The organism is Candidatus Villigracilis affinis (assembly GCF_016705895.1).
In the GTDB taxonomy this organism is placed as follows: domain Bacteria; phylum Chloroflexota; class Anaerolineae; order Anaerolineales; family Villigracilaceae; genus Villigracilis; species Villigracilis affinis.
Window position 1 is genome coordinate 118,457 of sequence record NZ_JADJKT010000036.1, and the last position, 25,665, is coordinate 144,121.

At 51.6% G+C, this 25,665-nt stretch carries 16 protein-coding genes; 5 read left to right on the forward strand and 11 right to left on the reverse strand.

Going from position 1 to position 25,665, the window contains the following annotated elements:
* Positions 1-179 precede the first annotated feature (179 nt).
* From IPI86_RS15660 to IPI86_RS15700, 9 genes are all read right to left on the reverse strand, one after another.
* Positions 180-3,170: a S8 family serine peptidase gene (locus IPI86_RS15660; RefSeq protein ID WP_345298949.1), complete on the reverse strand. Its 2,991-nt coding sequence runs from the start codon at positions 3,168-3,170 to the stop codon at positions 180-182.
* A 264-nt stretch (positions 3,171-3,434) separates the two neighbouring features.
* Entirely contained in the window at positions 3,435-6,416 is a 2,982-nt protein-coding gene (locus IPI86_RS15665; RefSeq protein WP_345298950.1) for a S8 family serine peptidase, read from the reverse strand.
* Between the two features lie 209 nt (positions 6,417-6,625).
* Complete coding sequence (locus IPI86_RS15670; RefSeq protein ID WP_345298951.1) at positions 6,626-8,782, reverse strand: S-layer homology domain-containing protein; 2,157 nt, start codon at positions 8,780-8,782, stop codon at positions 6,626-6,628.
* 295 nt (positions 8,783-9,077) lie between these two features.
* On the reverse strand, positions 9,078-10,838 hold the full coding sequence (locus IPI86_RS15675; RefSeq protein WP_345298952.1) for a PQQ-dependent sugar dehydrogenase: 1,761 nt from the start codon (positions 10,836-10,838) through the stop codon (positions 9,078-9,080).
* Positions 10,839-10,995: 157 nt separating this feature from the next.
* Positions 10,996-12,951 (reverse strand): S8 family serine peptidase, encoded by a 1,956-nt coding sequence (locus IPI86_RS15680; RefSeq protein ID WP_345298953.1) that lies wholly within the window; start codon positions 12,949-12,951, stop codon positions 10,996-10,998.
* A gap of 128 nt (positions 12,952-13,079) precedes the next feature.
* On the reverse strand, positions 13,080-15,359 hold the full coding sequence (locus IPI86_RS15685) for a S8 family serine peptidase (protein ID WP_345298954.1): 2,280 nt from the start codon (positions 15,357-15,359) through the stop codon (positions 13,080-13,082).
* Between the two features lie 67 nt (positions 15,360-15,426).
* Positions 15,427-16,095, reverse strand: coding sequence for a hypothetical protein (locus IPI86_RS15690; RefSeq protein WP_345298955.1), 669 nt, complete (start codon positions 16,093-16,095; stop codon positions 15,427-15,429).
* A gap of 253 nt (positions 16,096-16,348) precedes the next feature.
* Positions 16,349-18,001 (reverse strand): M35 family metallo-endopeptidase, encoded by a 1,653-nt coding sequence (locus IPI86_RS15695; RefSeq protein WP_345298956.1) that lies wholly within the window; start codon positions 17,999-18,001, stop codon positions 16,349-16,351.
* Between the two features lie 42 nt (positions 18,002-18,043).
* Positions 18,044-18,607: a hypothetical protein gene (locus IPI86_RS15700; protein WP_345298957.1), complete on the reverse strand. Its 564-nt coding sequence runs from the start codon at positions 18,605-18,607 to the stop codon at positions 18,044-18,046.
* Between the two features lie 168 nt (positions 18,608-18,775).
* Between IPI86_RS15700 and IPI86_RS15705 the strand changes: the two genes are divergently transcribed.
* Genes IPI86_RS15705 through IPI86_RS15720 form a run of 4 tightly spaced genes read left to right on the forward strand, consistent with a single transcriptional unit; the run spans position 18,776 to position 23,126 of the window.
* A complete protein-coding gene (locus IPI86_RS15705) occupies positions 18,776-20,179 on the forward strand; it encodes a hypothetical protein (protein ID WP_345298958.1) in 1,404 nt (467 codons plus the stop codon).
* Entirely contained in the window at positions 20,176-21,759 is a 1,584-nt protein-coding gene (locus IPI86_RS15710; protein WP_345298959.1) for a hypothetical protein, read from the forward strand. The genes IPI86_RS15705 and IPI86_RS15710 overlap by 4 nt, the downstream gene beginning before the upstream one ends.
* Positions 21,759-22,685, forward strand: a complete 927-nt coding sequence (locus IPI86_RS15715) for a pseudouridine-5'-phosphate glycosidase (RefSeq protein ID WP_345298960.1) — start codon at positions 21,759-21,761, stop codon at positions 22,683-22,685. Before IPI86_RS15710 ends, IPI86_RS15715 begins: the two co-directional genes overlap by 1 nt.
* A gap of 45 nt (positions 22,686-22,730) precedes the next feature.
* On the forward strand, positions 22,731-23,126 hold the full coding sequence (locus IPI86_RS15720; RefSeq protein ID WP_345298961.1) for an SRPBCC family protein: 396 nt from the start codon (positions 22,731-22,733) through the stop codon (positions 23,124-23,126).
* Between the two features lie 156 nt (positions 23,127-23,282).
* Here the strand turns inward: IPI86_RS15720 and IPI86_RS15725 are convergent, their stop codons facing one another.
* Positions 23,283-23,777 carry a PaaI family thioesterase gene (locus IPI86_RS15725; RefSeq protein WP_345298962.1) on the reverse strand — a complete coding sequence of 165 codons (495 nt, stop codon included), beginning with the start codon at positions 23,775-23,777 and terminating at the stop codon, positions 23,283-23,285.
* A 102-nt stretch (positions 23,778-23,879) separates the two neighbouring features.
* Positions 23,880-24,686, reverse strand: coding sequence for a hypothetical protein (locus IPI86_RS15730; RefSeq protein WP_345298963.1), 807 nt, complete (start codon positions 24,684-24,686; stop codon positions 23,880-23,882).
* Between the two features lie 90 nt (positions 24,687-24,776).
* Between IPI86_RS15730 and IPI86_RS15735 the strand changes: the two genes are divergently transcribed.
* Complete coding sequence (locus IPI86_RS15735; RefSeq protein ID WP_345298964.1) at positions 24,777-25,574, forward strand: isopentenyl phosphate kinase; 798 nt, start codon at positions 24,777-24,779, stop codon at positions 25,572-25,574.
* The last annotated feature ends 91 nt before the right edge of the window (positions 25,575-25,665 follow it).

Genomic DNA, 25,665 nt, shown 5'->3' on the forward strand with positions numbered 1-25,665 from the left:
ATGTTAACTGATTCGATATTTTGCATGTAGGCGACCTATGTACCAGTGCAAATGGCTTAATTAACATTTTTGCAAGCTCGGTTTAGATGGATGTTTAACTCGAAGTCTGCTGTGTGTCTTTTGAATACAAAAAGAGCTCCCTATGCGGAAGCTCTTTTTGTGTTCAAAGCATATCTGTCTTAGGGCAGATTAAATGTCTTCACAAGGAAAACGGCCATCTGATCACGGGTGACATTCTGACTGGGACAGAAATTCCCGCCGCCGCATCCACTGGTGATGCCTTCCGCCGCAAGCTGTTCGATCCAATCTGCTGCAAAGGAGCCAACGGGGACATCGGTGAAATCGCCACTAGCTGCAGGCGGTACATAGGTTGACCCATGTTTGCCTTTGAGCAGGAAGATCGCGATCTGGGCGCGGGTCACATAATCGTTCGGACAGAATTTTCCAGAACCGCATCCGGAGGTGATTCCTTCCAGGGCAAATTGTTCGATCCATGCGGCGCCAAATGTGCTGGTCGTCACGTCTGAAAATACGGTGCCGCTGGCTTCCGGAGGAGTGTAGCCGCTGCCATGAATACCGCGCAGAATGAAAATGGCCATCTGGGTACGGGTCACCGAGTCAAGCGGACAATACGTCAACGGGTTGGAACCGCATCCACGTGTGATGCCGGAGTTATACAATCGTTCAATATATGAGCGCGCCCAATAATCAAGCGGCACATCTGTAAAGGTGGGGATGGCTTCTGCCAGGGTAATGTCATCCAGATTGAAATTGACCATCTGCCCGGATGTGTTGGCGGCAAATGCAATGTCATGTGAAGCGCCATCGGCAAATGAGCTGACATCGAGATTCACCATCGTATAACTTGAGTAGGCGCTCATTTCCGTTGCATCTGCAGTGAATACCACCACGCCATCCACTGTGACTGTGAACTGGTCGGCCGCTCCCCTGCCAGAATCAGCGCGACCGATCCAAAGATAGAACCGAAGGTTGGCTGTGCCGGTGGGGAAGACAACCGTCTGCGTCACAGAACTGGCTTCATCTTTGGTTGTGCCGCCAAACCATGCCCAAACAGAACCAGTTCGCGGTCCGGGCGGTACGGCACCGTTGGTGCAGTCTGCAATTGTGCATAGCGGTGTCACAAAGTTTGTGGAAGTCTCCACCCAATGCGTGCTGGGTGTGTAATCTTCAAAGCTTGGGTCCTGCAACAGGTTGACAATGGGAACGGCCGCAGCGTAATTCTGATTAGGCTGATCCGCGCCAACACTGGTATAGCTTCTGCTGATAGGCGTGAATTCATAACCCGTTTTGGTTGGGGTCACTGTGCCAGACCAGCCAGAGGGAATTTGGAACGAGTACAGACCGTTGCTATCTGCTATGGTGGTCTTCACGGTTCCATCAGTGTAGGTAAGTGTCGCGCCGCCAATTCCGGCGTCGCCTGAAATGGTGAAACCCGACGTAGTCACCGCCTGCACGGCACGATATGCATTGACACGCCCATGTCCCATTTCAACATCATATCCGCCGCCATTCACATCATCAGCTGTGTTTTGGAGGATCGTCTGAACTTCGATGGCTGTCAAATTTGAATCGAGCGAAAGAACCAACCCGGCCACACCGGAAACAATGGGAGCGGCACCAGATGTCCCGTTCATTTCAGCGAAATAATTTCCAGGGGTATAACCAGCCGCTCCTGTGATGTCGGTTGAATACAACCAGACACCCGGCGCAGAAATATCAACCGGGCTGCCATAGTTGCTGCCCCACCAATATTCATATCCGTTGCAGACATCAGCAATCGGTTTTTTGCGCTGGTCGCACAAGTTTGATGCAACTACCGCGATCACGCTATCCAGATAGGCTGGGTAGGAAACCGACGAATTACTGTTCCCAGCCGAAAATACGACCACGGAACCTTTTCCACCGCGACCCAGGGTCTTCGCATTGGAAATCGCCGTATTGATGACAGTGGCTTCGAGTCCGCCGCCCCAACTATTATTCAAAATGGATGCGCCGTTTTGATAGGCCCAGGTAATGCCATTTGCAATGGTGGCATCGTTTGTTACCCAATATCCAAACATGTCGCTATAAGCAATGCGGACAGGCATAATGCGGCATTGTTGACATACCCCGGCTACACCGAGTCCGTTACTGCTACTGGCGGCCGCAAGACCACCCACGTTCGTGCCGTGAGCATCATCACCGGAAGGGCCGCCGCCGCTGCCAAGCCCGGTGGCATCATAACCAGCGACAAGCTTGGAACTTAAATCTTCATGCGCCAGATCCACACCTTCATCGATCACGGCGATGATGACCGACGAACTGCCCGTGGTGCGGTCCCATGCTTCCGGGGCGTCGATATCGGCGTCATTCGTCGTCCCAGACCCATATTGCTGGTTGTTATTCAAATGCCATTGGCTGGGATAATAAGTATCGTTCGTGCCCGCCATCGGTCCGACATATTGCCCCGTCTGTCCTTCCGTCGGATTGATCTTCACGATGCGGACAAAATTCGGTGCGGAATGAAGCGCGACCCCACTCTGCTGATACAGGTTCGCCATTGCAAGCACATCCACCCCGGTGGCAACACGCAGCAAAAAGGTATTGTCCTGTCCCAGGATAGAGTCAACCAATTCGACACTGTGAAAGGCATTGATTGCATCGATATCATCCATGCTGAAATCCGAAGGGAAGGTGGCGATAAATTCATCCGTAAGAGCCATTTCGGCATCTGGGGTCTGGAAGACTGGATTCACTTGCGAGAAGTTTTCTTTATCAGCGCGCAGCGATTGGATTCCTTCCAAAAGCGCTTGTTCCGTAACATTCGCCTTCAAAGGCAGCAGGGTGATATTGCCAAAAAGGATCGGCCGTGCCTGATCCAATGAACCAAGCATTGCGCCAAAACCTCCCACTGCAGCAGATTGAGCAGCCGGGTCGTCACTGGTGAATTTCACTGATATCCAACTCAAGGAAGGGGTTAATTGAATGCGTTTTCCTTCGGCAAAATAAAAAAGGGTGTTTCCATCCTCCTGGGTTGATCGCGCGGCTCTCCCTCCCAAAGCCTGTGCTGATCCAATATTCCCAGCCAGGAATGCGGAAAAGATCATGGCTGCCAAAGTAATTGCGGATAGCAGCTTTGAAAACAATTGTACCGATCGGGTATTACGCATATCTATTCTCCTTAAGTCGTAAATCAAAATTTTGACTGAACCATCTAACTAAAACCTATCTTGATTGCCATGCATAATAAATTATTTCAAATAATCGCATCCCATGATAATCCCAGTCAAATAGTTACCCAATGACCTTTCCATTACAACCTTCGCTTCGTGAATAGGTCAATATTATTCTCTTCCCCAAGATAAGTCAACGACTCCATCAATCCTTGAATCGAACTGGACTGATGGAGTCGTGTTTTCGTGAAAACGATTTTCCTACGGCAGGCTGAATATCCTCACCAAAAAAACAGCCATCTGATCACGGGTGACGTTTTGATCCGGGCAGAAATTCCCGCCGCCGCATCCGCTGGTGATGCCTTCGGCGGCAAGCTGCTCGATCCAATCCGCAGCGAACGAGCCTACGGGCACGTCCACAAAATCACCGCTGGCTGCAGGCGGGACATAGGATGATCCGTGCTTTCCTTTGAGAAGGAAGATGGCCATCTGTGCGCGCGTCACATTATCGTTTGGGCAGAATATTCCAGAACCGCATCCGGAGGTGATGCCTTCCAATGCAAATTGTTCGATCCAGGCCGCGCCAAAAGCATCGGCTGTCACATCGGTAAAGACCGCACCACTGGCATTGGGCGGTACGTAATTGTTGCCATGAATCCCACGCAGGATAAAAATAGCCATTTGCGTGCGCGTCACCGTATCAAGCGGACAGTAGGTCAATGGATTGGAACCACATCCGCGCGTGATGCCTGAGTTATACAAACGCTCAATATATGGGCGCGCCCAATAATCAAGCGGTACATCTTCAAAGGTGGGGATGGCAGAGGCCAGAGTGACATCATCCAGATTGAAATTGACCATTTGCCCGGATGTGTTGGCCGAAAATGCAATGTCATGCGAGGCGCCATCGGCAAATGCACTCACGTCAAGATTTACCATGGTGTAACCAGAGTAGGAACTCGATTCAGACGCATTTGCGGTAAATACCACGGCATGATCAATCGTCACTTTGAATTGGTCGGTCGTTTGGGCCGCATCCGCTTTCGTGATCCAGAGATAGAAGCGAAGGTTGGCTGTGCCTGCGGGGAAAACAACAGGCTGTGACAGGACAATCGATTCGGCTTTTGTCGCGCCACCGAACCACGCCCAAACAGAACCAGTTCTCGGCCCAGCAATACCGTTGCCATTAAGACAATCTGTCACTGTACATAAAGGAGTTACTGAGTTTGCAGAGGCTTCCACCCAAAAGGCGTTGGGAGTGTAATTTTCAAAGCTTGGATCCTGCATCAGGTTGGCAATAGAAGTTGAAGCGGTGTAATCCTGACCGGTCTGCGCCGCATCCACATTGCTGTAGATTTTGCTGACCGGTGTGAATTCATAACCTGATTTACCCGGAGTCACCGTACCAGACCAACCTGTGGGGACTCGGAACGAATAGAAGCCGCTGCCATCCGTTGTGACCGCTTTTGATGTCTCATCCATATAAGTAAATACTGCGCCGCCAACCCCGGCGTTGCCAGAGATGGTGAACCCCGAGGGAGTCACTGCTTGCACCGCCTGATAGGCATTGACGCGTCCATAGCCCATATCCACATCATAGCCGCCGCCATTGACGTCATCAGCTGTGTTTTGGAGAATGTCCTGAACTTCAGCAGCCGTCAGGGTGGGATTAAGCGAAAGGATAAGCCCAGCCACACCGGAAACGATGGGGGCTGAACCTGAAGTGCCATTCATCTCAGCAAAATAATTCCCGGTATCATACCCAGCAGCCCCGATAATATCTGTTGAATACAACCAGACACCCGGTGCAGAAATATCCACTGAACTGCCGTAGTTGCTCCCCCACCAATATTCGTTTCCATTGCAGACATCGTTCACCGGCTGTTTGCGCTGGTCGCATAAATTCGATGCCGAAACCGTGATCACGCTTTCAAGCTTCGCTGGATACGTTACAGTCATGTTATTGTTTCCAGCAGCGAAGATAACCACAGAGCCTTTGCCGTTGCGGCCAAAAGACTTTGCATTGGTAATTGCAGTGGTGATCGCTGTGGATTCCAGCCCACCACCCCAGCTGTTATTCAAAATCGAAGCGCCGTTCTGATAGGCCCAGGCGATGCCATTTGCAATAGTGACATCATCGGTTACCCAATATCCATATTTGTCCCCATAAGCAACGCGGACAGGCATGATGCGGCATTGCGGACATACTCCCGCCACGCCGAGTCCATTGTTTGCGCTGGCCGCCATCAAACCACCGACATTGGTTCCGTGGGCATCATCACCCACTGGTTCACCCTTGTTGCCAAGGCCGGTGGCATCATACCCAGCGACAAGATTGGATTTATAGTCTTCATGCGTCAAGTCCACGCCTTCATCGATCACTGCAATGATGACGGACGAACTGCCAGTGGTCAGATCCCATGCTTCTGGCGCATCGATATCGGCATCATATGTCGTCCCTGCCCCAAATTGTTGGATATTATTCAAATGCCATTGATTGGCATATAGGGGATCGTTCACATCCGCCATCGGCGCGATAGATTGAGGCATCTGCCCAACGGCTGGTCTGCTCATTAAGATGCGAACAAAATTCGGCGCGGAATGAAGCGCAACTCCACTCTCCTGATACAGGTTCGCCATCGCAAGCACATCCACCCCGCTGGCAACCCGCAATATAAAAGTATTGTCCTGACCCAAAATGGGATCGACCAGTTCAACTCCATGGAATGCATTGATCGCATGGATATCATCCATGCTGAAACCAACTGGGAATGTGACGATGAATTCATCAGTCAGGGCCATCTCTGCATCCGCAGTTTGAAAGACTGGATAGGCTTGAGAAAAATTCGCCGTATCTGCACGCATTGACTTGACGCCCGCCAAAACCGATTGCTCATTCATGTTCGCTTTCAAAGGCAACAGGGTGATGTCGCCAAAAAGGATAGGGCGCGCCTGATCCAGCGACCCGAGCATCGGAGAGAAATTTTCGAGCGCCGCAGTTTGAGCAGACAGGTTGTCGGAAAATTTCACAGAAATCCAATGGAGGGATGGAGTCAATGGAATGCGGTTTCCTTCTGCAAAATAATACAGAGTCTCACCGTTTTCCTGATTTGGTTCCGCGCCCACACTTAATGCTTGAGCTGACTCAATATTCCCTGCCAAAAAAGGCACAAACAATAGAATCGTCAGGGCGATTGAGGGCAGAACTTTCGGAAACAAATAAATTGACCTGGTTTTATACATATCGACCTCCTTGTGTTGTGAATCGGGTTTCGATCACAACCCTTGTTTGCAAACTGATTTTGTTTTTGTTTGTTTGCAGCAAGGTACATCCACTGAATTTTTTTCTTCTTACAATTTTTTTAGGTTCATCTACCGAAAAAATAAACGGCTTCATCAACCCCTGTGTCGAACTGGATCGATGAAGCCGTGTTTTCATATCAGAACCTCTCCTAAGGCAGACTAAATGCCCTCACCAAAAAGACAGCCATTTCGGCGCGGGTCACATTTGCATCGGGGCAGTAATTGCCGCCGCCACAGCCGCTGGTGATGCCTTCAGCGGCCAGTTGCTCAATCCAATCCACGGCGAAGGCACCGGCAGGAACATCACCAAAGACCGCGCCTGTACCAACAGGAGGAACGTAGGTACTGCCATGTTCACCGCGCAGCAGAAAGATGGCCATTTGCGCGCGTGTGATGGATGCATCGGGACAATAGTTGCCACCGCCACAACCAGCGGTCACTCCCTCCGCCGCAAGCTGCTCGATCCAATCAACAGCGAACGCCCCGAGAGGGACATCTGCAAAAACCGCACCCGAAGCAGTCGGCGGAACATAGGCGCTGCCATGAATACCGCGCAGGATGAAGATGGCCATCTGTGCGCGTGTGACGGATGATTCAGGGCAATACATCAACGGCGATGTATTACAGCCGCCTGTAATGCCAGCGTTGTACAAACGCTCAATAAAAGGCCACGCCCAATAACTTGAAGTTACATCGCCAAAGATGGTGTCAGACCCGCCGCCAAAAAATGCCCCCGGCGGGTTGCTGCCCGTGCGGGTCACGCCTTCAAAATCAATGGGAACTGCATTGCTGTTATCGCCGCCCGGTACGCCGCCGATATCCCAGACAAAATCGGGAATATCGTAGGTGGTGACACCCGCCGCCCAGGTACCATTGATGTGAAAATCACCAGTAGATGGATTCACCAGCAAAGGCTCGACGGTATTGATGGCATTATCGGCACGCAGTTGGGTTTCGTTACAAGTCGGGTTGCTGGCAGTGCAGGCATCGGAATTGCCTTCGATCCCCAACGCCATGCCCGAATCGCCATTCCAGATCACATTGCCGCGAATATTCAAATTCGTATCGGTATGAGCTGGGCTTGGAGCATTCGTCCCTGCCGGGTTTGTGCGTGAATCGTAGATGGCAAAATGCTGCCATTGGCTTTGAAAGCCCGCCGGGTTGTAGACAATATTGTTGTAGATAAAAACATTTCTATCGGGGATGTGAACCGAGTTCGAGCCGTTATCCACCGCTGTGGTGCCCCACCCGCCCAGGTTAAGATTTTGCTGACACAGTTCGCGGCCGGGGTCGCCCGCCTGACCGTCGCAAGTGCGGCCGCCAAAAACCACCTCGATCACATGCGATGTGCTGCCGACACGATACAGGGTGTTGTAGGCCATCAAAATGTTATAGCCGCCATTCACGCCCAACCCTGCGCCCTCGGTGTCATGGATGACGTTGTTCACAACTTTGATATCGTAGGTTTCATATTGAAGCCAGGGAGAGGTCATGTATTGGAACCCGGTCCCTTGCCCAGCCGTGAAACCGCCTGTACCGCAGTCATATACAACGTTTGATTCGAAACGCAGATAAGCGGAGCCGCCCTTGAAATACGCGCACCAATCATCCGCAGCATGAATCTGGCTGTTGACAACATGCCCGTATTGCACAGCAACATAATCAATGGCGTTTTCGTAGGAGCCTGAAATATCGCTGTTCTCAACATACAAGTATTGCGACTGGTTGACCTTGATGGTCTCGTGCGCGAACATGCCGCCATTCAAAACCGTATTCCGCAGCAGGATGTGATTGCACAACTCACAATGGAATACATCGCCGTTGAAGATCATGCTCAAATTCTCAAAGTAGATGTAATGCACGTTATACATATTGACCGTGCCCTGCAGGACAACTTCGCCCCGTGAAGAACCATTGCCGCGAATAAAGATCGGTGCGATGAAAGTTCCATAGCGATTTTCCCAATAATTGGGGATCATGCTTTCGGTGTAGGTACCGGGCTGCAGGTTGATACGCCGCCCCTGTGTAAGCGGATTGGTCGTGGGGATGCTGTTCCACGCGGCGGTGAGAGTGCGGAAGGCGGAAGCAGGCGTGGAGCCGTCGTTGGAATCACTGCCATTGACCGCGTCCACCCAAATATCGGTCAATACAGGGTCGCCTGTATCATACAAATCAGATACGAGACCGGGTTGTAAACCTATCTTTTTTGTTTGTGATGAAGCGGAAGCAACAGGCGCATTTGCACAAATGATCACCAGCATAATCATTACTAAAGCAAAACGAAAAAACCGCAAATGGTTTTTCATATCATCCTCTTTTTCAGTATCATAATTATCGGCATGTTCGAGTGAAATGTATATCGGGCATAATTGTTAGAATCGCCCACAATGTTGTTAGGGACAACATTTTATAAAAAACAAAAATGAAATGTCCGTTGGATTGCTGTTAACCAGTGATGAATTGGGGGAGAACCTTTCTATATGCTTACAAAATGACCCACTTTGACCATGCCTATCTTTTTTGAAATGACTTGGTTCAGATTCCATAACAGTCGCTCATTCATCCTGAATGAGCGACTGTTATTTGGTTTTCTGTTGGACTCTATGGCAATGGAAGATTCTTGGCGTTGACGATCAAGAATGCACCCCAACCTCGATCCACCAATTCGTTTGGACAGAACATTGGCTTGCCGCTGACCGTGTCGGTACCGCAGGCAGGAAGCAACCCATCCAAATACGCCTGTTCGGCCCAATCGATCGCCCAGTAGCTTGGGTCGGTGGAGGGGAAGTCGGCAAACAGAGTCCCCATTGCAGCGGGCGGGGTGTAATTCACGCCGTATTTCATCCGCAGGCCAAAAACGCTTGCCTCCACACGCGGAAGCTGGGTGGCGGGGCAGTACATCAATGGGCTTGTCTGACAGCCACCCGTTAAGCCTTCCTGATACATGCCTTCGGCCCACGGCTGGGCCCATTCGAAGCCAGTCCAGTCATCGGTGAAGGTATCCCACGGCGCGGGCGGAGGAGTGTACCCAGTGCCCATTTGTCCGCGCAGCATGAACACGGCAGATTGGGCACGGTCAAGGATCGTATCGGGGCAGTACATCAATGGGCTGGAACTGCATCCTGCGGTGTAGCCCGCATCATATAAAGCTTCGATGTATGCATACAGGGGATGATCGAGCGGCACGTCGGTGAAGGTGGTGGCTTGAACTTTGTAGATCACGCCACCGAAGAAATCCGCAACGTACAGTTCGCCATTTTCATCTTCACCAAAAGTAGTGACGCCATAATCAGTATCGGCCAATTCCACGGCAACCCACGAACCGTTGCTCGGCTCCGCACCCCAAATGCGGCCTGTGCAAAAATCGCCGTACAGGTAAACACCTTTCAGGCTTTGAAATTCACTTCCACGATAACGATAGCCGCCGCTGATGGAACAGCCGTTGGCATCGGATGCGCCATGCTCGTATTCGACCACGGGGCTGGTGATCGTTCCAATCGTACAGGTAGAAGTGTCACCGCTGCTATGCATCCCTTCGTAACAGGGCCAGCCGTAATTTTGTCCGCCCGTGCTGGAGGCGGGCTGAACGTTCACTTCCTCCCACGCGTTCTGGCCCACATCGGCGATGATCAAATCACCCGTCAAAGAATCGAACGAAAATCGCCAGGGATTGCGCAAACCCAACGCCCAAATCTCATCGGCGACGGCGGGATCGGACACAAAGGGATTATCGGCGGGAATTGTGTATGGTGCAGCTCCATTGACATTGATCCGCAGCATCTTGCCGAGCAGCGACGAGCCATCCTGCGAATACGCGCCGCCCGTGCCGCCATCACCAGTGCCAATGTACAAATATCCATCGGGGCCAAATTGCAACTGTCCGCCGTTGTGGTTCGAGGCTTCTGCATGGGGGATGGTCAACAAGATCGAGGCAGACCCTGCGTCGGCTATGTTTGGATCCGCTGAAACTTCGTAACGTGCGATGACCAGCGCCGCATCTGACAAGCGTGTGTAGTAGACGTAGAAATATCCATTGCTTTCATAGTTGGGATGAAAAGCCACGCTCAGAAGTCCCTGCTCATTGCCGCTGCGAATGAGCGGGGCAATATTCAAAAACGGAGTGGGCGAAACCTGCGAGCCATCATAGATGACGATCTGCCCGCCTTGCAGGGTGATGAACAACCGCCCGGAGGCATCGCCTGCGTTCGTGATGGAGACCGGCGATGACAATCCGCTGGCGATCTCAGAGAATCCAAGCGACGGCGGCGCATCACTCAACGCCGAAGCTGGCCGGGCGGAAACGACATGTGCCGCCCCGAAAGAAAACAGAACGATCAAAACAAACAGTATTTTTTGATTCATAAACACCTCCAGAATTTTTGAAAAATTATGACACACCCCATCTCAAAACAAATCCCCCATTGACCCTACCCAAAAACCATTTGCTTGCAAATTTGTTTTGTAAGAAAAAGAGCCGCGAGACCATGGTCTCGCGGCTCCAATGATTTGACTTTAGATTCTAAGGCAGGTTGAAAGTGCGGACCAAGAATACCGCCATTTGATCACGGGTGACTTCTGCATTCGGGCAATAGTTGCCGCCACCGCATCCGCTCGTAATTCCTTCCGATGCAAGCTGTTCGATCCAATCCGCGGCAAACGACCCAACGGGGACATCGGTGAAAACACCTGTCGCTACAGGCGGAACGTAAGCCGAGCCATACTTGCCTCTCAACAGGAAGATCGCCATCTGGGCGCGGGTCACGTTGGCATCCGGACAGTACATGCCATTGCCGCATCCTGAGGTGATGCCTTCTGATGCAAATTGCTCGATCCATGCCGCGCCGAAGGTGCTGATGGTGACGTCGCTAAAGACTGTGCCGGTGGCCGCCGGGGGAGTATAGGCACTGCCATGCTCTCCACGCAAAATGAAGATGGCCATTTGAGCGCGGGTCACCGGCGCAAGCGGACAATACATCATCGGCGAAGTACTGCATCCGCTGGTGATGCCTGCGGCATACAAACGCTCAATATAATCATACGCCCAGTAGGTGGATGGCACATCTGTAAAGGTGGTGTTGACCGCATTGACAGCCGCCAAAGCATTGATGAGCGGGAAGCTCAATCCATTTTTAGCATCCGTAACGGAAGTACCTGTGCTTTTCAAGGTCGCTTCAATGGTCGCGGGAGATAAGCCCGGGCTGGCCTGAAGCATCAACGCCGCAATGCCCGCCGCGGTCGGCGAGGCTTGTGACGTCCCCATGTAAGTAGATGTGCCGCCGCCCATGCCAGATGCGGTGATCCTTGCACCGGGGGCAACGATGTCCATCACTGAATTGCTGTTGGTGAAGCAGGTGATGGTTTGCAGGTTTGTGGTGTCATTGGCACAAGCAGGCCAGCTTCCGCCAAAGACGTCCTGATACGTGCCTGAGTCTGGTTCCCTGCCCAGGTCACTATCAAAGGTCGCGCCCACGGCAACGACTCCCGAGAGACAGGCGGGCATGGCCATTTGCGTAGCAGAGCCTTGATTCCCTGTGGAAGCGAAAATGACGATCCCCAGTGAATTCAATTGTGCAACTACATTCGCCACCGACGAATTATCCGCATCGCAATGGCCGCTATAAAGAGCAAAGGTTCCGAGGCTCATGTTGATGACATCAACGCCGAGGGTGCCTTGGTTTGTGCGAATCCAATCCAGCCCGGCCAGCCAATCAGAAACCCAGCCGCTGCTGTTTGCATCAAGCACACGCACTGCGACAATGCTCGCATCTGGAGCAAAACCAACGGAACTGACCACACCACCGGAAGAGATGATGCCAGAGACATTGGTGCCGTGTCCATTTTCATCTTCCGCGCTTGTGCCTTCAGCGGTGGATCCAGGTTTGCATTGGGAATCTGTAAAGCAGTGCTGGGCCACGAGATCATCGCTCAAATCAAGATGATCCGTGTCAATGCCGGTATCCAACACAGCGACGGTCACGCCCTGTCCCGTGTATCCATTCGAATGGACAACATCGGCGCCAAGCGCGGTCACACTTTCGGAGAGATGTCCTGCGCCCATTTGGTCAATATCAATGGAAGCGACATTCGGATCAGACATCAACACATTCAACCCGCTGGAGGTCAAATGACCCGCCAACGCTGGAACGTTCACATATTGACGAATCACCCTGAAATCTTGAGGAGTCAGCCTGCTCAATACGCTCCCTTGGATACGGGCAACTGCGGATTCACGTTCACTGGAGGGAGCGGCAATTGAAACCGGGTCGCGTAAATTGATGATGACGCGTGCCTCCCCTTTCTGCTCCAGGCTCGCAAACACTTCATTATCTATCTGTACCTGAGCCGTTCCACCGGGCAATATACTCGCATTGATCTCCCGAGCTTGAGCCGTGCCAAAGGTTGAAAAGATAACGCCCAGTATCATGAGCATATACAGGGTTTTTCGTGCGGACATAATCAGGGTTTTTCCAAACATTTATTCCTCCTATCATGAGTTTATATTTCAATTTCCAGTATATAACAAAGGGGAAGATTTTCAAGGTAGCCAACAAAAAAGCGTCCCTGAAAAGTTCAGGGACGCTTTTTTACTAATACAAGTCTAGCTTACGGAAGGTTGAAGGCCCTTACAAGGAACACCGCCATCTGATCGCGAAGCACGAATGAGTTCGGGCAGTAGTTTCCACCACCGCAGCCGCTCGTAATTCCTTCATTGTAGAGCTGTTCGATCCAATCCGCAGCGAAGGAGCCAACGGGAACATCCGGGAAGATGCCGACCGCAACGGGCGGAACAAAAGATGAACCATGCTCGCCCTTCAGAAGGAAGATCGCCATCTGCGCGCGGGTCACAAGATCATCCGGACAGAACCTGCCGCCACCGCAGCCTGAGGTGATGCCTTCCGCAGCAAACTGTTCGATCCACGCGGCGCCGAAGGTGCTTGTGGAAACGTCACTGAAGATGGTACCTGTAGCAGCTGGAGGTACGTAGGCGCTGCCGTGAATACCACGCAAGATGAAGATCGCCATCTGCGCGCGGGTCACGGAAGCGGTCGGGCAGTACATCATCGGGGAGGTGCTGCATCCGCTGGTGATGCCAGCGTTGTACAGTCGCTCAATGAAATCATACGCCCAGTACGTGCTCGGAACATCCGTGAATGTGGTGGAACCGCCTGCCGCAGCCTGAACAGCGTTATTGGCATTGACACGGCCATAGCCCATCTGAGAATCCCAGCCGCCACCATTGACATCATCTGCAGTGCTTTGCAGGAGTGACTGCACTTCATCAGAAGTCAGGTTGGGGTTGACAGACAGCACCAATCCAGCCACACCGGAAACGATGGGAGCAGCACCTGACGTGCCGTTCATTTGGTCAAAGTAGTTGCCGGAAGAATAGCCAGCGGCACCCGAAATATCTGTTGAATACAACCAGACGCCCGGAGCAGAAATATCCAGGTCGCTGCCGTAATTGCTGCCCCAAAAGTCTTCATATCCGTTGCACAGATTGTAGGTGGGCATCTTGCGCTGATCACACATATTCGAAGCAGCGACCGCAATGGCCGTGCTGAGGTATGCAGGATAGCTCACTACAGGAGAGTCATCATTGCCTGCAGAGATCACAATGACAGCACCTTTTCCGCCGCGTCCCAGGGTCTTGGCATTGGCGAAAGCGGTGTTGATCACAGTGGATTCCGATCCACCGCCCCAGCTGTTGTTCAAAATATCAGCGCCATTCTGGTATGCCCATGCAATGGCGTTGGCGATCGTGGCATCGCTGGTTACCCAATAGCCATTGGAATCGCTATATGCAATACGAACCGGCATGATCTTACAAGCCTGGCAAACCCCGGCCACACCGAGGCTGTTGTTACTGCCAGAGGCAGCCAAACCAGCAACATTTGTACCGTGGGCATCATTGCCCCAAGGTCCGCCGGAGCTTCCGCCGCCGGTAGCATCGTAACCAGGGACAAGTTTGGAACTGTAATCTTCGTGGAACAGATCCACGCCTTCATCGAGCACTGCAATGATGATGGTGGAACTGCCTGTGGTGTAGTCCCATGCTTCAGGGGCGTCAATATCCGCATCCAAAGTCATCCCAGATCCATACTGCTGGATATTATTCAAATGCCACTGATAGGGGTAATAGGTATCATTCGTTCCCGCCATCGGCCCAACAACATCCTGCTGGACCTTCGCTTCGGCCGGACGCTTGAAAACAATGCGGATAAAGTTCGGAGCGGAATGGATCGCGATTCCACTTTCCTGATACTTGTTCGCCATCTCAAGCATGTCGGCCCCGCCAGTGACTCTCAACACAAAAGTGTTTTCCTGTCCCAAAATGGCATCAACCATCTCAACGCCATTGGATGCATTTACAGCATTGATTTCATCCATTCCCATCCCAGCAGGGAAGGTAACGACGAACTCATCTGAAATAGCCATCTCGGCATCGGAGGTCTGGAAGACCGGGTTCACAAGTGTGAAAGCTGCATCCGCGCGCAATGCATGGATGCCATCACGGAGTGTCTTTTCTGTTACGCCCGCCCTTAGCGGCAGCAAAGACAAACTGGATGGTGTGATCTTACGCTCCTGTTCAATGGAACCAAGCAACACACTGGAATTCCCTACAGCTGCAGATTGAGCGCCCGGGTCATCACTGGCAAATTTCACAGCGACCCAGCTGAGAGACGGTGTCAGCTGAATCCGTTTCCCCTCAGAGTAGTAATAAAAGGAACTTGCATCAGCTGCTTGACTCGAAATCGAGGTCTCCGACCCTAATGCTTGAGCCGAGCCAATATTCCCCGACACAAAGGTCGAAAATACCATGGCTGTCAGCGCAATTATAGTTAACAGCTTTGAAAATAAACGAACCGATCGAGTATTACTCATGTGTATTCTCCTTTTTATATCAACTAATTTTTAACCAAAACTTCTGGTTAATTCACAAAATATGGATTTACTTGACACGCACAAAATTAGGAGCGGCATAAACCGCCACACCGCTTTCCTGATACAGGTTTGCCAGCGATAAAGTGTCCATCTTTGTCGCTGTTGTTGCCTTTAAAACGAATGTGTTTTCCTGCCCTAAAATGGGATCGCCCAACTCCACGCCATAAGATGCGTTGACGGCGTTGATCTCATCCATGCTCATCTCCGGAGGAAATGTAACAATGAACTCATCCGTCACGATCATTCCCGTATCACCCGCTTGGAAGACCGGATTCACCTGAAGAAAGTCAGCGGTATTGGCGCGAAGTAAATTGATCCCTTCTACAAGCGCTTCGAAAGTAATGCCCTCCTTTACCGGCAGCAGCGTCACCCCATAGCGGGAAAATTGTTCAGCCTGCTCCAAAGAATCGGCAATGGATCCCTTCAAAGCGGCAGATTGTTGCGACGGGTCCCCGCTCGCAAATTTCACCGCGATCCATTTCAAAGACAACGTCAGCGGGACACGATTTTCGCTGACGTAATAATAGAAAGAACTGCTATCCGAAGACAACGGCTGGAACTCCGCTTTATTGACAGGTGAAGCTGCATTTCCAGAACATCCCATCAAAAAAACAGAAGACAAAACAACAAATATCGCTGTTGTTCTAAGTATTCCTGAAAAAGATGTCCAAGTCATGGCTTTATATCCTTTAAGCTCTCTAGTTCTCTTGATAATATATTTCCCACAATTTTGAACGAAAAATATTCATTTCTTTTCCTAGTATAAACCCAATAAGCACAAAAATAAATAGGGTCAATGGCATGCATCACTCCCCCATTTGGGTCAGAGACTTGCAAGGTACGCATGGGTATAAACAACGGCCCATCATTAAGTAATAAAGGTGCTTCTGATAATATCAGAAGCACCTTTATAAGACATTTCTACTATATTACGGCAGGCTGAAAGCTCTTACGAGGAAGACAGCCATCTGATCGCGCAACACGTATGAGTTCGGGCAGTAGTTTCCGCCACCGCAGCCGCTCGTGACGCCTTCGTTTGCGAGCTGTTCGATCCAGTCTGCGGCGAAGGAACCGACGGGGACATCAGAGAACATTCCGGTTGCAACAGGCGGAACATAGGAAGAACCATGTTCACCCTTCAGCAGGAAGATCGCCATCTGCGCGCGGGTCACAAGATCATCCGGGCAGTATCTGCCGCCACCGCAGCCTGAGGTGATGCCTTCCGCAGCGAATTGTTCGATCCACGCGGCGCCGAAGGTACTGGTGGAAACATCACTGAAGACGGTGCCAGTAGCAGCTGGAGGTACATAAGCACTGCCATGCATGCCGCGCAGGATGAAGATCGCCATCTGGGCACGAGACACGGAAGCGGTCGGGCAGTACATCATCGGGGAGGTGCTGCATCCGCTGGTGATGCCAGCGTTGTACAGCCGCTCAATGAAATCATACGCCCAGTAGGTATCTGGTACATCCGTGAAGGTTGTGGATGAAACCTCCAAGGGCGGGTTATTCTCTGAAAAATACTCATGACTGTCTGCGTTCATGACCGCCTGGGCGGGGTTGCTGATCGCCAAAGCTTTGGCCGCAGTTTGACCATAAGCATAATCATCGGTGCCGCCAACCACGGTAAAGTGGGTCACTTCATGAATAAGAGTACCAGCCTTCGAGTCGGTACCGGTGGTGGGGGCGTTCCAAAATGCTCCGCACAGATAAATATTGAAGGGAGAATCGGGATACACATATGCGTAAACGCCAGGATCTGTACAGGTACAGTCGAAGGTCATTGGGTTGGCGGTATCCACAGCATACTGAACATTGGTGAAGTGAGTCTTCACCAGGTTGTATCGGGCTGAGTCGTACACGCCAAACCAGGTGACGTAACGCTCACCCTGCTTGTTCGCGGCAAAGTAGGCTACATCATCAGCCGCGTAGGTACTGGCAGCATTGCGAGCATTGATCAGGTCGGTCTGCTGGGAAGCGGAACAACCGAAAAATCCATTGGTGCCGGTCACAACATTCGGGATCACTTCCTGAAGAACGCGGGTCGTGCGGCCTTCAACGAACAGATCAACTGCCTCTGAAGCCAGAGAATCCGTGCTTTGAGCCTGCTCGCTTCCATACAAATTCGCCGAGGCGACATTGTATTTCACCGAATAATTTCCAGAAGCGGAAAGGTCATAATAATCAGCCAAATTGACATCACTTGTGACACTGCCTCCGGGGGCAATGGTGAGGTAATCAGACTCAGTAGGAGCGGCACGTTTGACAAGCTTGCCAAGGTAGGCAACCGCTTTTCCATCACGCGTGACGTTGAACAGGGAAGCTTCAACGCCCAGTGCAGGGGTGAGCCATTTGAGAATACGTACCTGGGAATTTGTCGGGTTGGAAATGTTCACTCGAACAACGACCCTGTCACCGGTCCCGAAAGAAGCGCTGTCAACTTTCAGGCTGACAGTTGCCCCGTTCATTGATCCCTGTGCGCGGGCGCTCGATACATCCCATGTACCAAACGCGGCGAGCACCATCAGCAATATCATGGCCCCGTAAAAGACTTTTCGTACAACTTGATTTCCTGACTTCATGTTTCCTCCGATCTGAAATTTTAAGAGCACGGCTGGCTTGCACTAGTGTGCAGGAGCCTCACGCCCTGTGATAAACATTTTTATCGGGACCGAACTCAAACGGCCGTTATTCAATTCGCCGATCTCCTTCTCCACATATAGTTGAAGCGAGGTGACATCATACATGACCTCATAATTATCGGAACTTGAAAGCTCATAATATTCCGAGAGGTTGACATCGGCAGTGACACTTCCACCTGCCTCCAGCGTGATGTAATCGGCTTCGGTCGGCTCGGCGCGTTTGATCTGCCTGCCGATATAGCGAACGGATTCGCCGTTGCGGGTGACGGTGAACAACGAGCGTTCGATCCCATTCAAAGGCGTGAACCATTTGAGAATGCGGATCGGGTAATCGTTCGGGTTTGTGATGGTGACGTGTACCAAGACATCGTCACTGCCATCGAAGGATTCTTTGTCAACGCTTAAACTGACGATTGCGCTCATCGGTGCTTTCGCTGAGGCTCCCTGGGTGCTGAAATTCCTGAAGGCAAAAGCGGCTGCGACAATTACAAGGACAGCCGCCCCGATCAGGATCGTGCGCTTCATGCTTTGATCTTTTCCGTTCATTTCTTCCTCTTCCACATGGGATCCGCCCCGCCTTAACAAATACAAATTGGACAAGGTAAATCCAGTATAAGTCAAAGCCGATAAAAATCAAGAGTCAAAAATGCCCCTTGCACGCACGGAAGAACTCGTTTGCCAAATTCCCATTTTCTGCTTTAGAATCAACCCAAGATGCGAAAAATATTCAGCGGAATTGGCTCATTTCTGCAGACACCGGTCGGTGTGATATTGACCACAAATGTGATCTGGAACATCGTGGTGTGGGCCGCGAAAATTCCATTTAGTTACATTGTGAGCGGCATTGTGCTCGCTTTGGATATTTTCGCCGCATTCTACCTGCGCGACAAACTAATCTACTTCTTCTCCCAATTCGTTCTACCCATCCAAAATCCAAAACATAGGCGTGAGATCGCAGCTCGTGTGAGCAATTTCGAATCAGGCTCCCGCGGACCTGCGTTGTTCGTCAAAAATGGACGGGTCATCCTGCATGAAGGCGAAGCAGGCAAACGCGGCGCAGGGGTGATTCTTCTCGATACCGCCAGCGCCCTCGTGCTGCGGACGGATACCGAGATCAAGGATACCGTTGGGCCCGGCATCAAATTCACGAGCGGGAATGAATACATCGCAGGCAGTGTGGACCTGCGCTCGCAGTGGCAATTCATCGGTCCACTGGCGAGCGATCAGCCTTTTCTAAACCCTGCGTCGGGTCCATCCAAAGCCAGCAACGAGCGTCGCCAGCAAACCAGCGGAATGACGCGCGACGGTTTTGAGATCTCCCCCACGATCAGCATCAAGTTCAGTATCAAGCGTCCCGTTGAAAAGAAACCGTCTGAGAGCGGTGTGACCTCGCAATATGGCTATGACGAAGAGGCGGTCCGCAATGCCATCACACGGGAAGTCATCCAACTGGGCACCACGGATAACACCAAGGTGCGCATGGAATGGAACAAGCTGCCGTCGCATCTTGTCGTGAATATCTGGCGCGAATACATCCGCAAATTCAAACTCAGTGAGCTGTTCACATCCACTGGAATCAGCGGCCTGCAAACCATCGAAGACATGATCAACAAGCGCGTCAAACAAAGCGACGTGGTGGCGCTGGACGATACGGGCATCCCCACAGGTGAATGGCTCGAAAGCCTCGAATTCAAACAACTCGAATCGCGCGGACTTGAGATCATGGAAGTGCGCATTCACAATGTGCTCTTCGAACAGGAGATCGAGAACCAGATCATTTCACAGTGGAGCACGGAGTGGATGAACCTCGCAAAGAAAGAGGAAAATCAACTCAAGGAAAAAGAGGCGTTGATCGAAACCGCCTCACGTGATGAAGCCAGCAAGAGTTTCGCAAAGATCGCATCCAGACAATTCAGCGGCAAGCCGACCCTGCCGCAGCAAAATCCATTCAAAACACTGCAATTGCTCATTCAGCCGCTCAAGGAATACATCCTCTTTGAGAGCAGCGCCAACACCGATATGGAAAAAGAGTTAAGAAAACTGGATGACATCTGGAAATGGCTTCTGGATAACAATCCTGACGCGCCGCGCAACCAACAGGGTGGAGGCCAGCCATGAAAAAGCCTTTACAGCGCGACGAACTCAACACCCTGCTTTTCGGCCTGACCGACGAGAGCGTGGATTTCAGAAACCGCTGGCGCAGCATTGCACAACTCGTTGTGTGGCTTGGGCTCAGCATCGTTTCGATGCTTCTCACTGTTTTCTTCGTGCAGGAAATATGGCAGGCCGCAGTTATCGTCGGCATGAGTCTCGTGAAATACGTTCCCCTGATGGCAGTGGTTTACAGCCTCGCCAGAAAAATGGCATCCCTTTATCTCGATGATATTTTCGAATTGCACGATGAAGACCTCGCCTCCCAATTTCTCGAAGAAGTGACCTTCGGCTACGGCAACGACAGAATTACGATCAATGAAGGCCGCGTCGTGGAAAAGGATGAGACCTCCCCCATCATCCTCATCGGTGGGCCTGGCGCGATCCAGGTTAATCTCGACAGCGTGGCCCTGCTCGAAAAAGTGAACGGCGAACCCAAAGTCATTCATCCGCGCAAGGAAGCGTGGGGACTCGGCAGGTTCGAACGCATTCGTGAGATCGGCAAATTCGATGAAGTCGGCAAGCGCGAATACGCCATCATCAATCTGCGCGACCAATTCGTCAGTGGGCTCACCGTCAAATCGCGCACTAAAGACGGCATACCGATCGAAGCGCAGGATATCAAGATCATCTTCAGCCTGTTGCGCAAGCCCAAACCAGAAGACGCCGATGCACACGATAGCTCCTATCTTTTCGATGAAGAGGCGGTCAAGGCGCTTGTCTACAATCAGACCATCATTACACCAGTACCGTCCACCCCATCTGCGGTCAGCTTCCCGTGGGATACCTCCGCAATTCCACTCATCACCTCCGAGCTGGAAAAATTGATCACCTCGCATTCCCTGAGTGAGATCCTCGTCACCATCGGCCAAAAGGAGATCGATCTCGCTTCCAACAATGACCAGACCATCGCGCAAATGCGCGTCGAATTGACGGGTCAGCAAACTGTGGCGGGCAAAAAAGAATCCTCCGCGCCCAGTTTCAAATCACGCTCAAAGATCACCGCCCAATTCTTTGAAAAATCATTCAAGGATAAAGCCGCAAAGATCGGCATCTCCATCGAATGGATCGACATCGGCACATGGCTGCTGCCCTCCACGCTCATTCTCGACAAACACAAAGAGGCCTGGAACCTCGCGCGCGAAAACGCCAAGAAATTCGCCAGTATCGAACGCTTGAAGAAACGATTCGAAACCGCCGAGATCATCAACATGATCGACCATGTCATCATTAGAAATTACGAAAGGCCGTCCAGCGCATCACGTTCCTCCTACAAAGACAAGGAACTCGACAAGGAATGGGAAGCCTTCGTCGCCGCCAATCCCGACCTCAAAGGTCAGGTGATGCAGCGCGACTCCAGCCGCAAGGATGCCACCGCCACCGCGCAGGAGATCCTCAAAGCCTTCCGCAAGGAATTGCTCGCGGGCAAGGAATTGATCGAAAAAGAACCCAAGCCGCAGGAAGAAAAACAAGCCGACCTCGCCCGCATCGAAAAGGCGTTGTTCGATATCTCTCATCTCACCCACCATTGGATCAGAAAATCATAGTGAAAAAAAATAACCTCACCCTCTCTCTTGAAATCGCGCGCGCGCTCAACAGCGGCACGCCGATCGTCGCCCTCGAATCCACCGTCATCACCCACGGCCTGCCCCGCCCGCAAAATCTCGAACTCGCGCGGGATATGGAAAAGCAGGTGCGCGAAGCAGGCGCGACTCCCGCCACTGTGGCCTTGCTGGATGGAGAGATCCGAATCGGTCTCTCAGACGAAGAACTGGTTCGGCTTTCTGAATCACAATCCACACTGAAAGTGAGTCACCGCGATTTCGCCACCGCCATCGTCAAAAAAATGAACGGCGGCACCACCGTCGCAGGGACAATGTTCGCCGCGGAAAAAGCGGGCATCAAAGTCTTTGCCACTGGCGGCATCGGCGGCGTTCACAAGGAATCATCCTTCGATATCTCCACCGACCTGCGTTCCCTCGCAGAGATTCCCACCATTGTCGTCTGCGCGGGCGCAAAAGCCATTTTGGATTTGCCCGCCACACTCGAATATCTTGAGACCATGGGCGTGCCTGTCGTCGGTTACCAAACCGATGAATTCCCCGCCTTCTACTCCCGCGAAAGCGGACTCGGGGTCAGCGCCCGCCTCGACTCCCCCAAAGAGATCGCGGACTTCGCCAAAGCCCATTGGAATTTGGGCATGAAGAGCGGCATCCTCGTCACGAATCCGATTCCCGAAGCAGAAGCAATTTCAAAGTCTGAAATGGAACCGATGATCGCTCAAGCATCCGCCGAAGCCATCGCGCAGGGAATCCACGGACAGAAGCTCACTCCGTTTTTGCTGGGCCGCATCAGCGAGTTGACCAAGGGCAAATCGCTCAAAGCCAACCTCGCCCTGCTGCTCAACAACGCCCGCCTCGCCGCCGAGATCGCAAAAGAGATGAATGCAAAAAAGAAGGAATGGGCGATTTAGGAGAGGGTGAAGGCTTGCAGGTTACAGGTTGGAAGGTTGGAGGTAATGATGAAAAATGAATTTACGCTCACGGCTGAGTTCAACACAAGCGCCGATAAAATCTACAAGGCGTATCTCTCCACGCAGGGACATACCCTGATGACCGGCAGCCCCGCCAAAGTGGACGGCAAAACCAACGGCGATTTCACCGCCTGGGACGGTTATATCTGGGGCACATTTTTGGAATTGGAAGAAAATAAAAGAATCACACAAGCCTGGCGCACAAGCGAATTCCCCGAAGAAGCCCCAGACTCGCGCGTTGAAATTTTATTGGAAGAAACGAACGGGAAAACAAAACTGACGCTTGTTCACACAAACATCCCCGCTGGGCAGGAAGACAGCTACAAAAAAGGCTGGGAAGATTTCTACTTCAAGCCGATGAGGGAGTTCTTTGGGGAGTAGAAAGTAGAAAGGAAATAGTAGGTGGTACCTGATAAACGTCCCGCATGGATGGGTCAATCGCATGCGGGACGTTTTGCATCCAAATACATCACACCAATTCACTTCCTGCTACTTTCCACTTCTTTCCTCTTACTTCTTTCTTTCATCCTTCATAATTCATCCCTCATCCTTTCCCTCCAGCAACTCCAACACCAAATGCTCTGGCACCTGCACAGCCACCACCTCCCCGCGCACGGTGACCACACCATTGGCGAGGATCCATTCCTCGATAACGACCTTGCGGCCTTTGATCTCTTTCACCTTGCCGCGCACCTCGAGGGTGGGCCCCATCGGCGTGGGTTTGAGATAGTCCACGTGTAATGAAGCGGTGAGATAGCGCAGGGGCGGCTCGGTAGTCATCTCACGGTTTTCGGCGCGATACCCTGCCGCCGCAGCCGTGCCCGTGCCGTGACAATCGATCAGCGAAGCCAGCAATCCGCCATACACATACCCGGGGATCGCCGTGTGATACGGCTTGGGCTGAAAATGGCAGACTGATTCTTCACCATCCCAAAAACTTTTGATCTGATGTCCAAGCTCGTTCATGCTGCCGCAGCCATAACAGTGGGCAAGGTATTCGGGGTAATGATCTTGAAATGCTTTGTCGGTCATGTGAGTCACCTTTGAGAAAATTTATCCACGAAAATTCACAAAGGGTCACAAAGAAATATACGGTTTTCCTTTGTGACCCTTCATTCCTTTGTGGTGATTTATTTACGGGGTCGGAGTCAGGGTCGGCGTGCTTGTTGGCGTGGGAGTAGCCAATTCGCCGAGCACGATGAAACGTCCCACCACTTTCCATTCATACCCCATGAAAATCTGCACTTCATAGGTACCAGGCTGCCAGCCGCCGATGGGGTCATCACATTCTGTGTAACCGCCGATGCCGCCCGTGCCGCCATTCCACGGGTTGGTTTCGTAGCAGACCAATTGATTATCGCGATACCACAGCGCAGTCCATTGCACGCCGGGGATCGTGTTGTTGTAATCAAATCCGCCATACATGGTTTGAACGGGAAGTTCGAAGACTGTCTTCGGGTCGATCGGATTCAAACCGTCGAACTCTGTTGAAAATTGAATGGCCGAAAACACAGCCTCGGGATTCGGTGTGACAGGTCCGCTGAACAGGGCTTCGATTGCAACAGGCAAAAACGGCGTGAGAGTCAAAGTCGGCGTATCGGAAACCGCAGGTGTAGGTGTCTGTGAAGGGATGAGCGTGATCGTGGGAGTCAACGTGATGGTTGGGGTCAATGTGATGGTCGGAGTCAGCGAAGCCGTTGGCGACGGTGGAAAATAGTTGTACACAATAGGCTCGCCGAAAAACGGAAGCCAGAACGAACAACCGAACAAAGCCAGCGCAAATAAAAACAGCCGCAGCGCATTTGCATTGTGCATTCGCCGCAGGCTGTAAAACGACATCTTCCGCGCATTCTGCATCACACGGATGGATGCGCGCACCACGAACAAGGCTGCAATCGCAACCAGTATCGCCGCAGCAAGGATTCCACCATGAATATCCATAAATGAAATTATAGCATGCGCCATCAACGGAGATCACAATCACAACCCCGAAACGTTGGTCTCCATCAAAAGATGTGGTTAAATTGAAGGATGAAAAATGAAATCGTTCTCCTCAAACTTGGTGGATCACTCATTACAGACAAGGATATCCCCTACACCCCCCGACTGGATAAACTAAAAGAACTCGCCCAGGAAATAAAAACGGTTCTGGACTCAAACCCGGGCCTGCTCCTGATTCTGGGGCACGGTTCTGGCTCCTTCGGACACGTCGCCGCGAAGAAACACGGCACGCGCGACGGAGTAAAAACCTCCGAGCAATGGCAGGGCTTCGCAGAAGTCCGCTTTCAGGCAGCGGAGTTGAACCGTTATGTAATGGAATCGCTTTTCAATGCAGGCGTGCCTGCCATTTCATTTCCACCTTCGGCTTCCCTGATCTCAAATAATAGAAAAGTCACACATCATAATTCTTTGACTATACGCAAATCGCTCGACTTTCATCTGCTTCCAGTTGTGTATGGCGATGTGGTATTCGATGAAACACTCGGCGGAACCATCCTCTCCACTGAAGATGTGTTCAAGTTTTTGATGGAGCAATTCACCCCCTCCCGCATTCTGCTTGCAGGAATCGAGGCGGGCGTGTGGGAGGATTTCCCAGCGAGGACAAAGCTGGTGAAACAGATTCAGTTGTCAGATTATGAAAAGATGCGGGCGGGCATCGGTGGCTCAGCCAGCACCGATGTCACCGGTGGGATGAAGGCCAAAGTCGAGGAAATGCTTGATCTCATCCAAAGGAATAAAGACCTGACTGTACAAATCTTTTCCGCCGAGGAGCATGGAGCGCTGACAAGAGCCTTGCAGGGTGAAAACGTTGGAACGCTCTTGAGATGAAAAATTTTAGTGACAAAATTAGGATGAAATCCTCTTGCGCTTTTCTATGAAAAATTAGATAATAGGAACGCTGGATTATATATAATCTTAA

Coding starts and splice junctions, on each gene's coding strand:
- IPI86_RS15665 (WP_345298950.1), bottom strand. CDS start 6,416: ATGTATAAAACCAGGTCAATTTATTTGTTTCCGAAAGTTCTGCCCTCA.
- IPI86_RS15725 (WP_345298962.1), bottom strand. CDS start 23,777: ATGACCGACAAAGCATTTCAAGATCATTACCCCGAATACCTTGCCCAC.
- IPI86_RS15710 (WP_345298959.1), top strand. CDS start 20,176: ATGAAAAAGCCTTTACAGCGCGACGAACTCAACACCCTGCTTTTCGGC.
- IPI86_RS15730 (WP_345298963.1), bottom strand. CDS start 24,686: ATGGATATTCATGGTGGAATCCTTGCTGCGGCGATACTGGTTGCGATT.
- IPI86_RS15670 (WP_345298951.1), bottom strand. CDS start 8,782: ATGAAAAACCATTTGCGGTTTTTTCGTTTTGCTTTAGTAATGATTATG.
- IPI86_RS15685 (WP_345298954.1), bottom strand. CDS start 15,359: ATGAGTAATACTCGATCGGTTCGTTTATTTTCAAAGCTGTTAACTATA.
- IPI86_RS15660 (WP_345298949.1), bottom strand. CDS start 3,170: ATGCGTAATACCCGATCGGTACAATTGTTTTCAAAGCTGCTATCCGCA.
- IPI86_RS15705 (WP_345298958.1), top strand. CDS start 18,776: ATGCGAAAAATATTCAGCGGAATTGGCTCATTTCTGCAGACACCGGTC.
- IPI86_RS15675 (WP_345298952.1), bottom strand. CDS start 10,838: ATGAATCAAAAAATACTGTTTGTTTTGATCGTTCTGTTTTCTTTCGGG.
- IPI86_RS15720 (WP_345298961.1), top strand. CDS start 22,731: ATGATGAAAAATGAATTTACGCTCACGGCTGAGTTCAACACAAGCGCC.
- IPI86_RS15735 (WP_345298964.1), top strand. CDS start 24,777: ATGAAAAATGAAATCGTTCTCCTCAAACTTGGTGGATCACTCATTACA.
- IPI86_RS15695 (WP_345298956.1), bottom strand. CDS start 18,001: ATGAAGTCAGGAAATCAAGTTGTACGAAAAGTCTTTTACGGGGCCATG.
- IPI86_RS15680 (WP_345298953.1), bottom strand. CDS start 12,951: ATGTTTGGAAAAACCCTGATTATGTCCGCACGAAAAACCCTGTATATG.
- IPI86_RS15690 (WP_345298955.1), bottom strand. CDS start 16,095: ATGACTTGGACATCTTTTTCAGGAATACTTAGAACAACAGCGATATTT.
- IPI86_RS15700 (WP_345298957.1), bottom strand. CDS start 18,607: ATGAACGGAAAAGATCAAAGCATGAAGCGCACGATCCTGATCGGGGCG.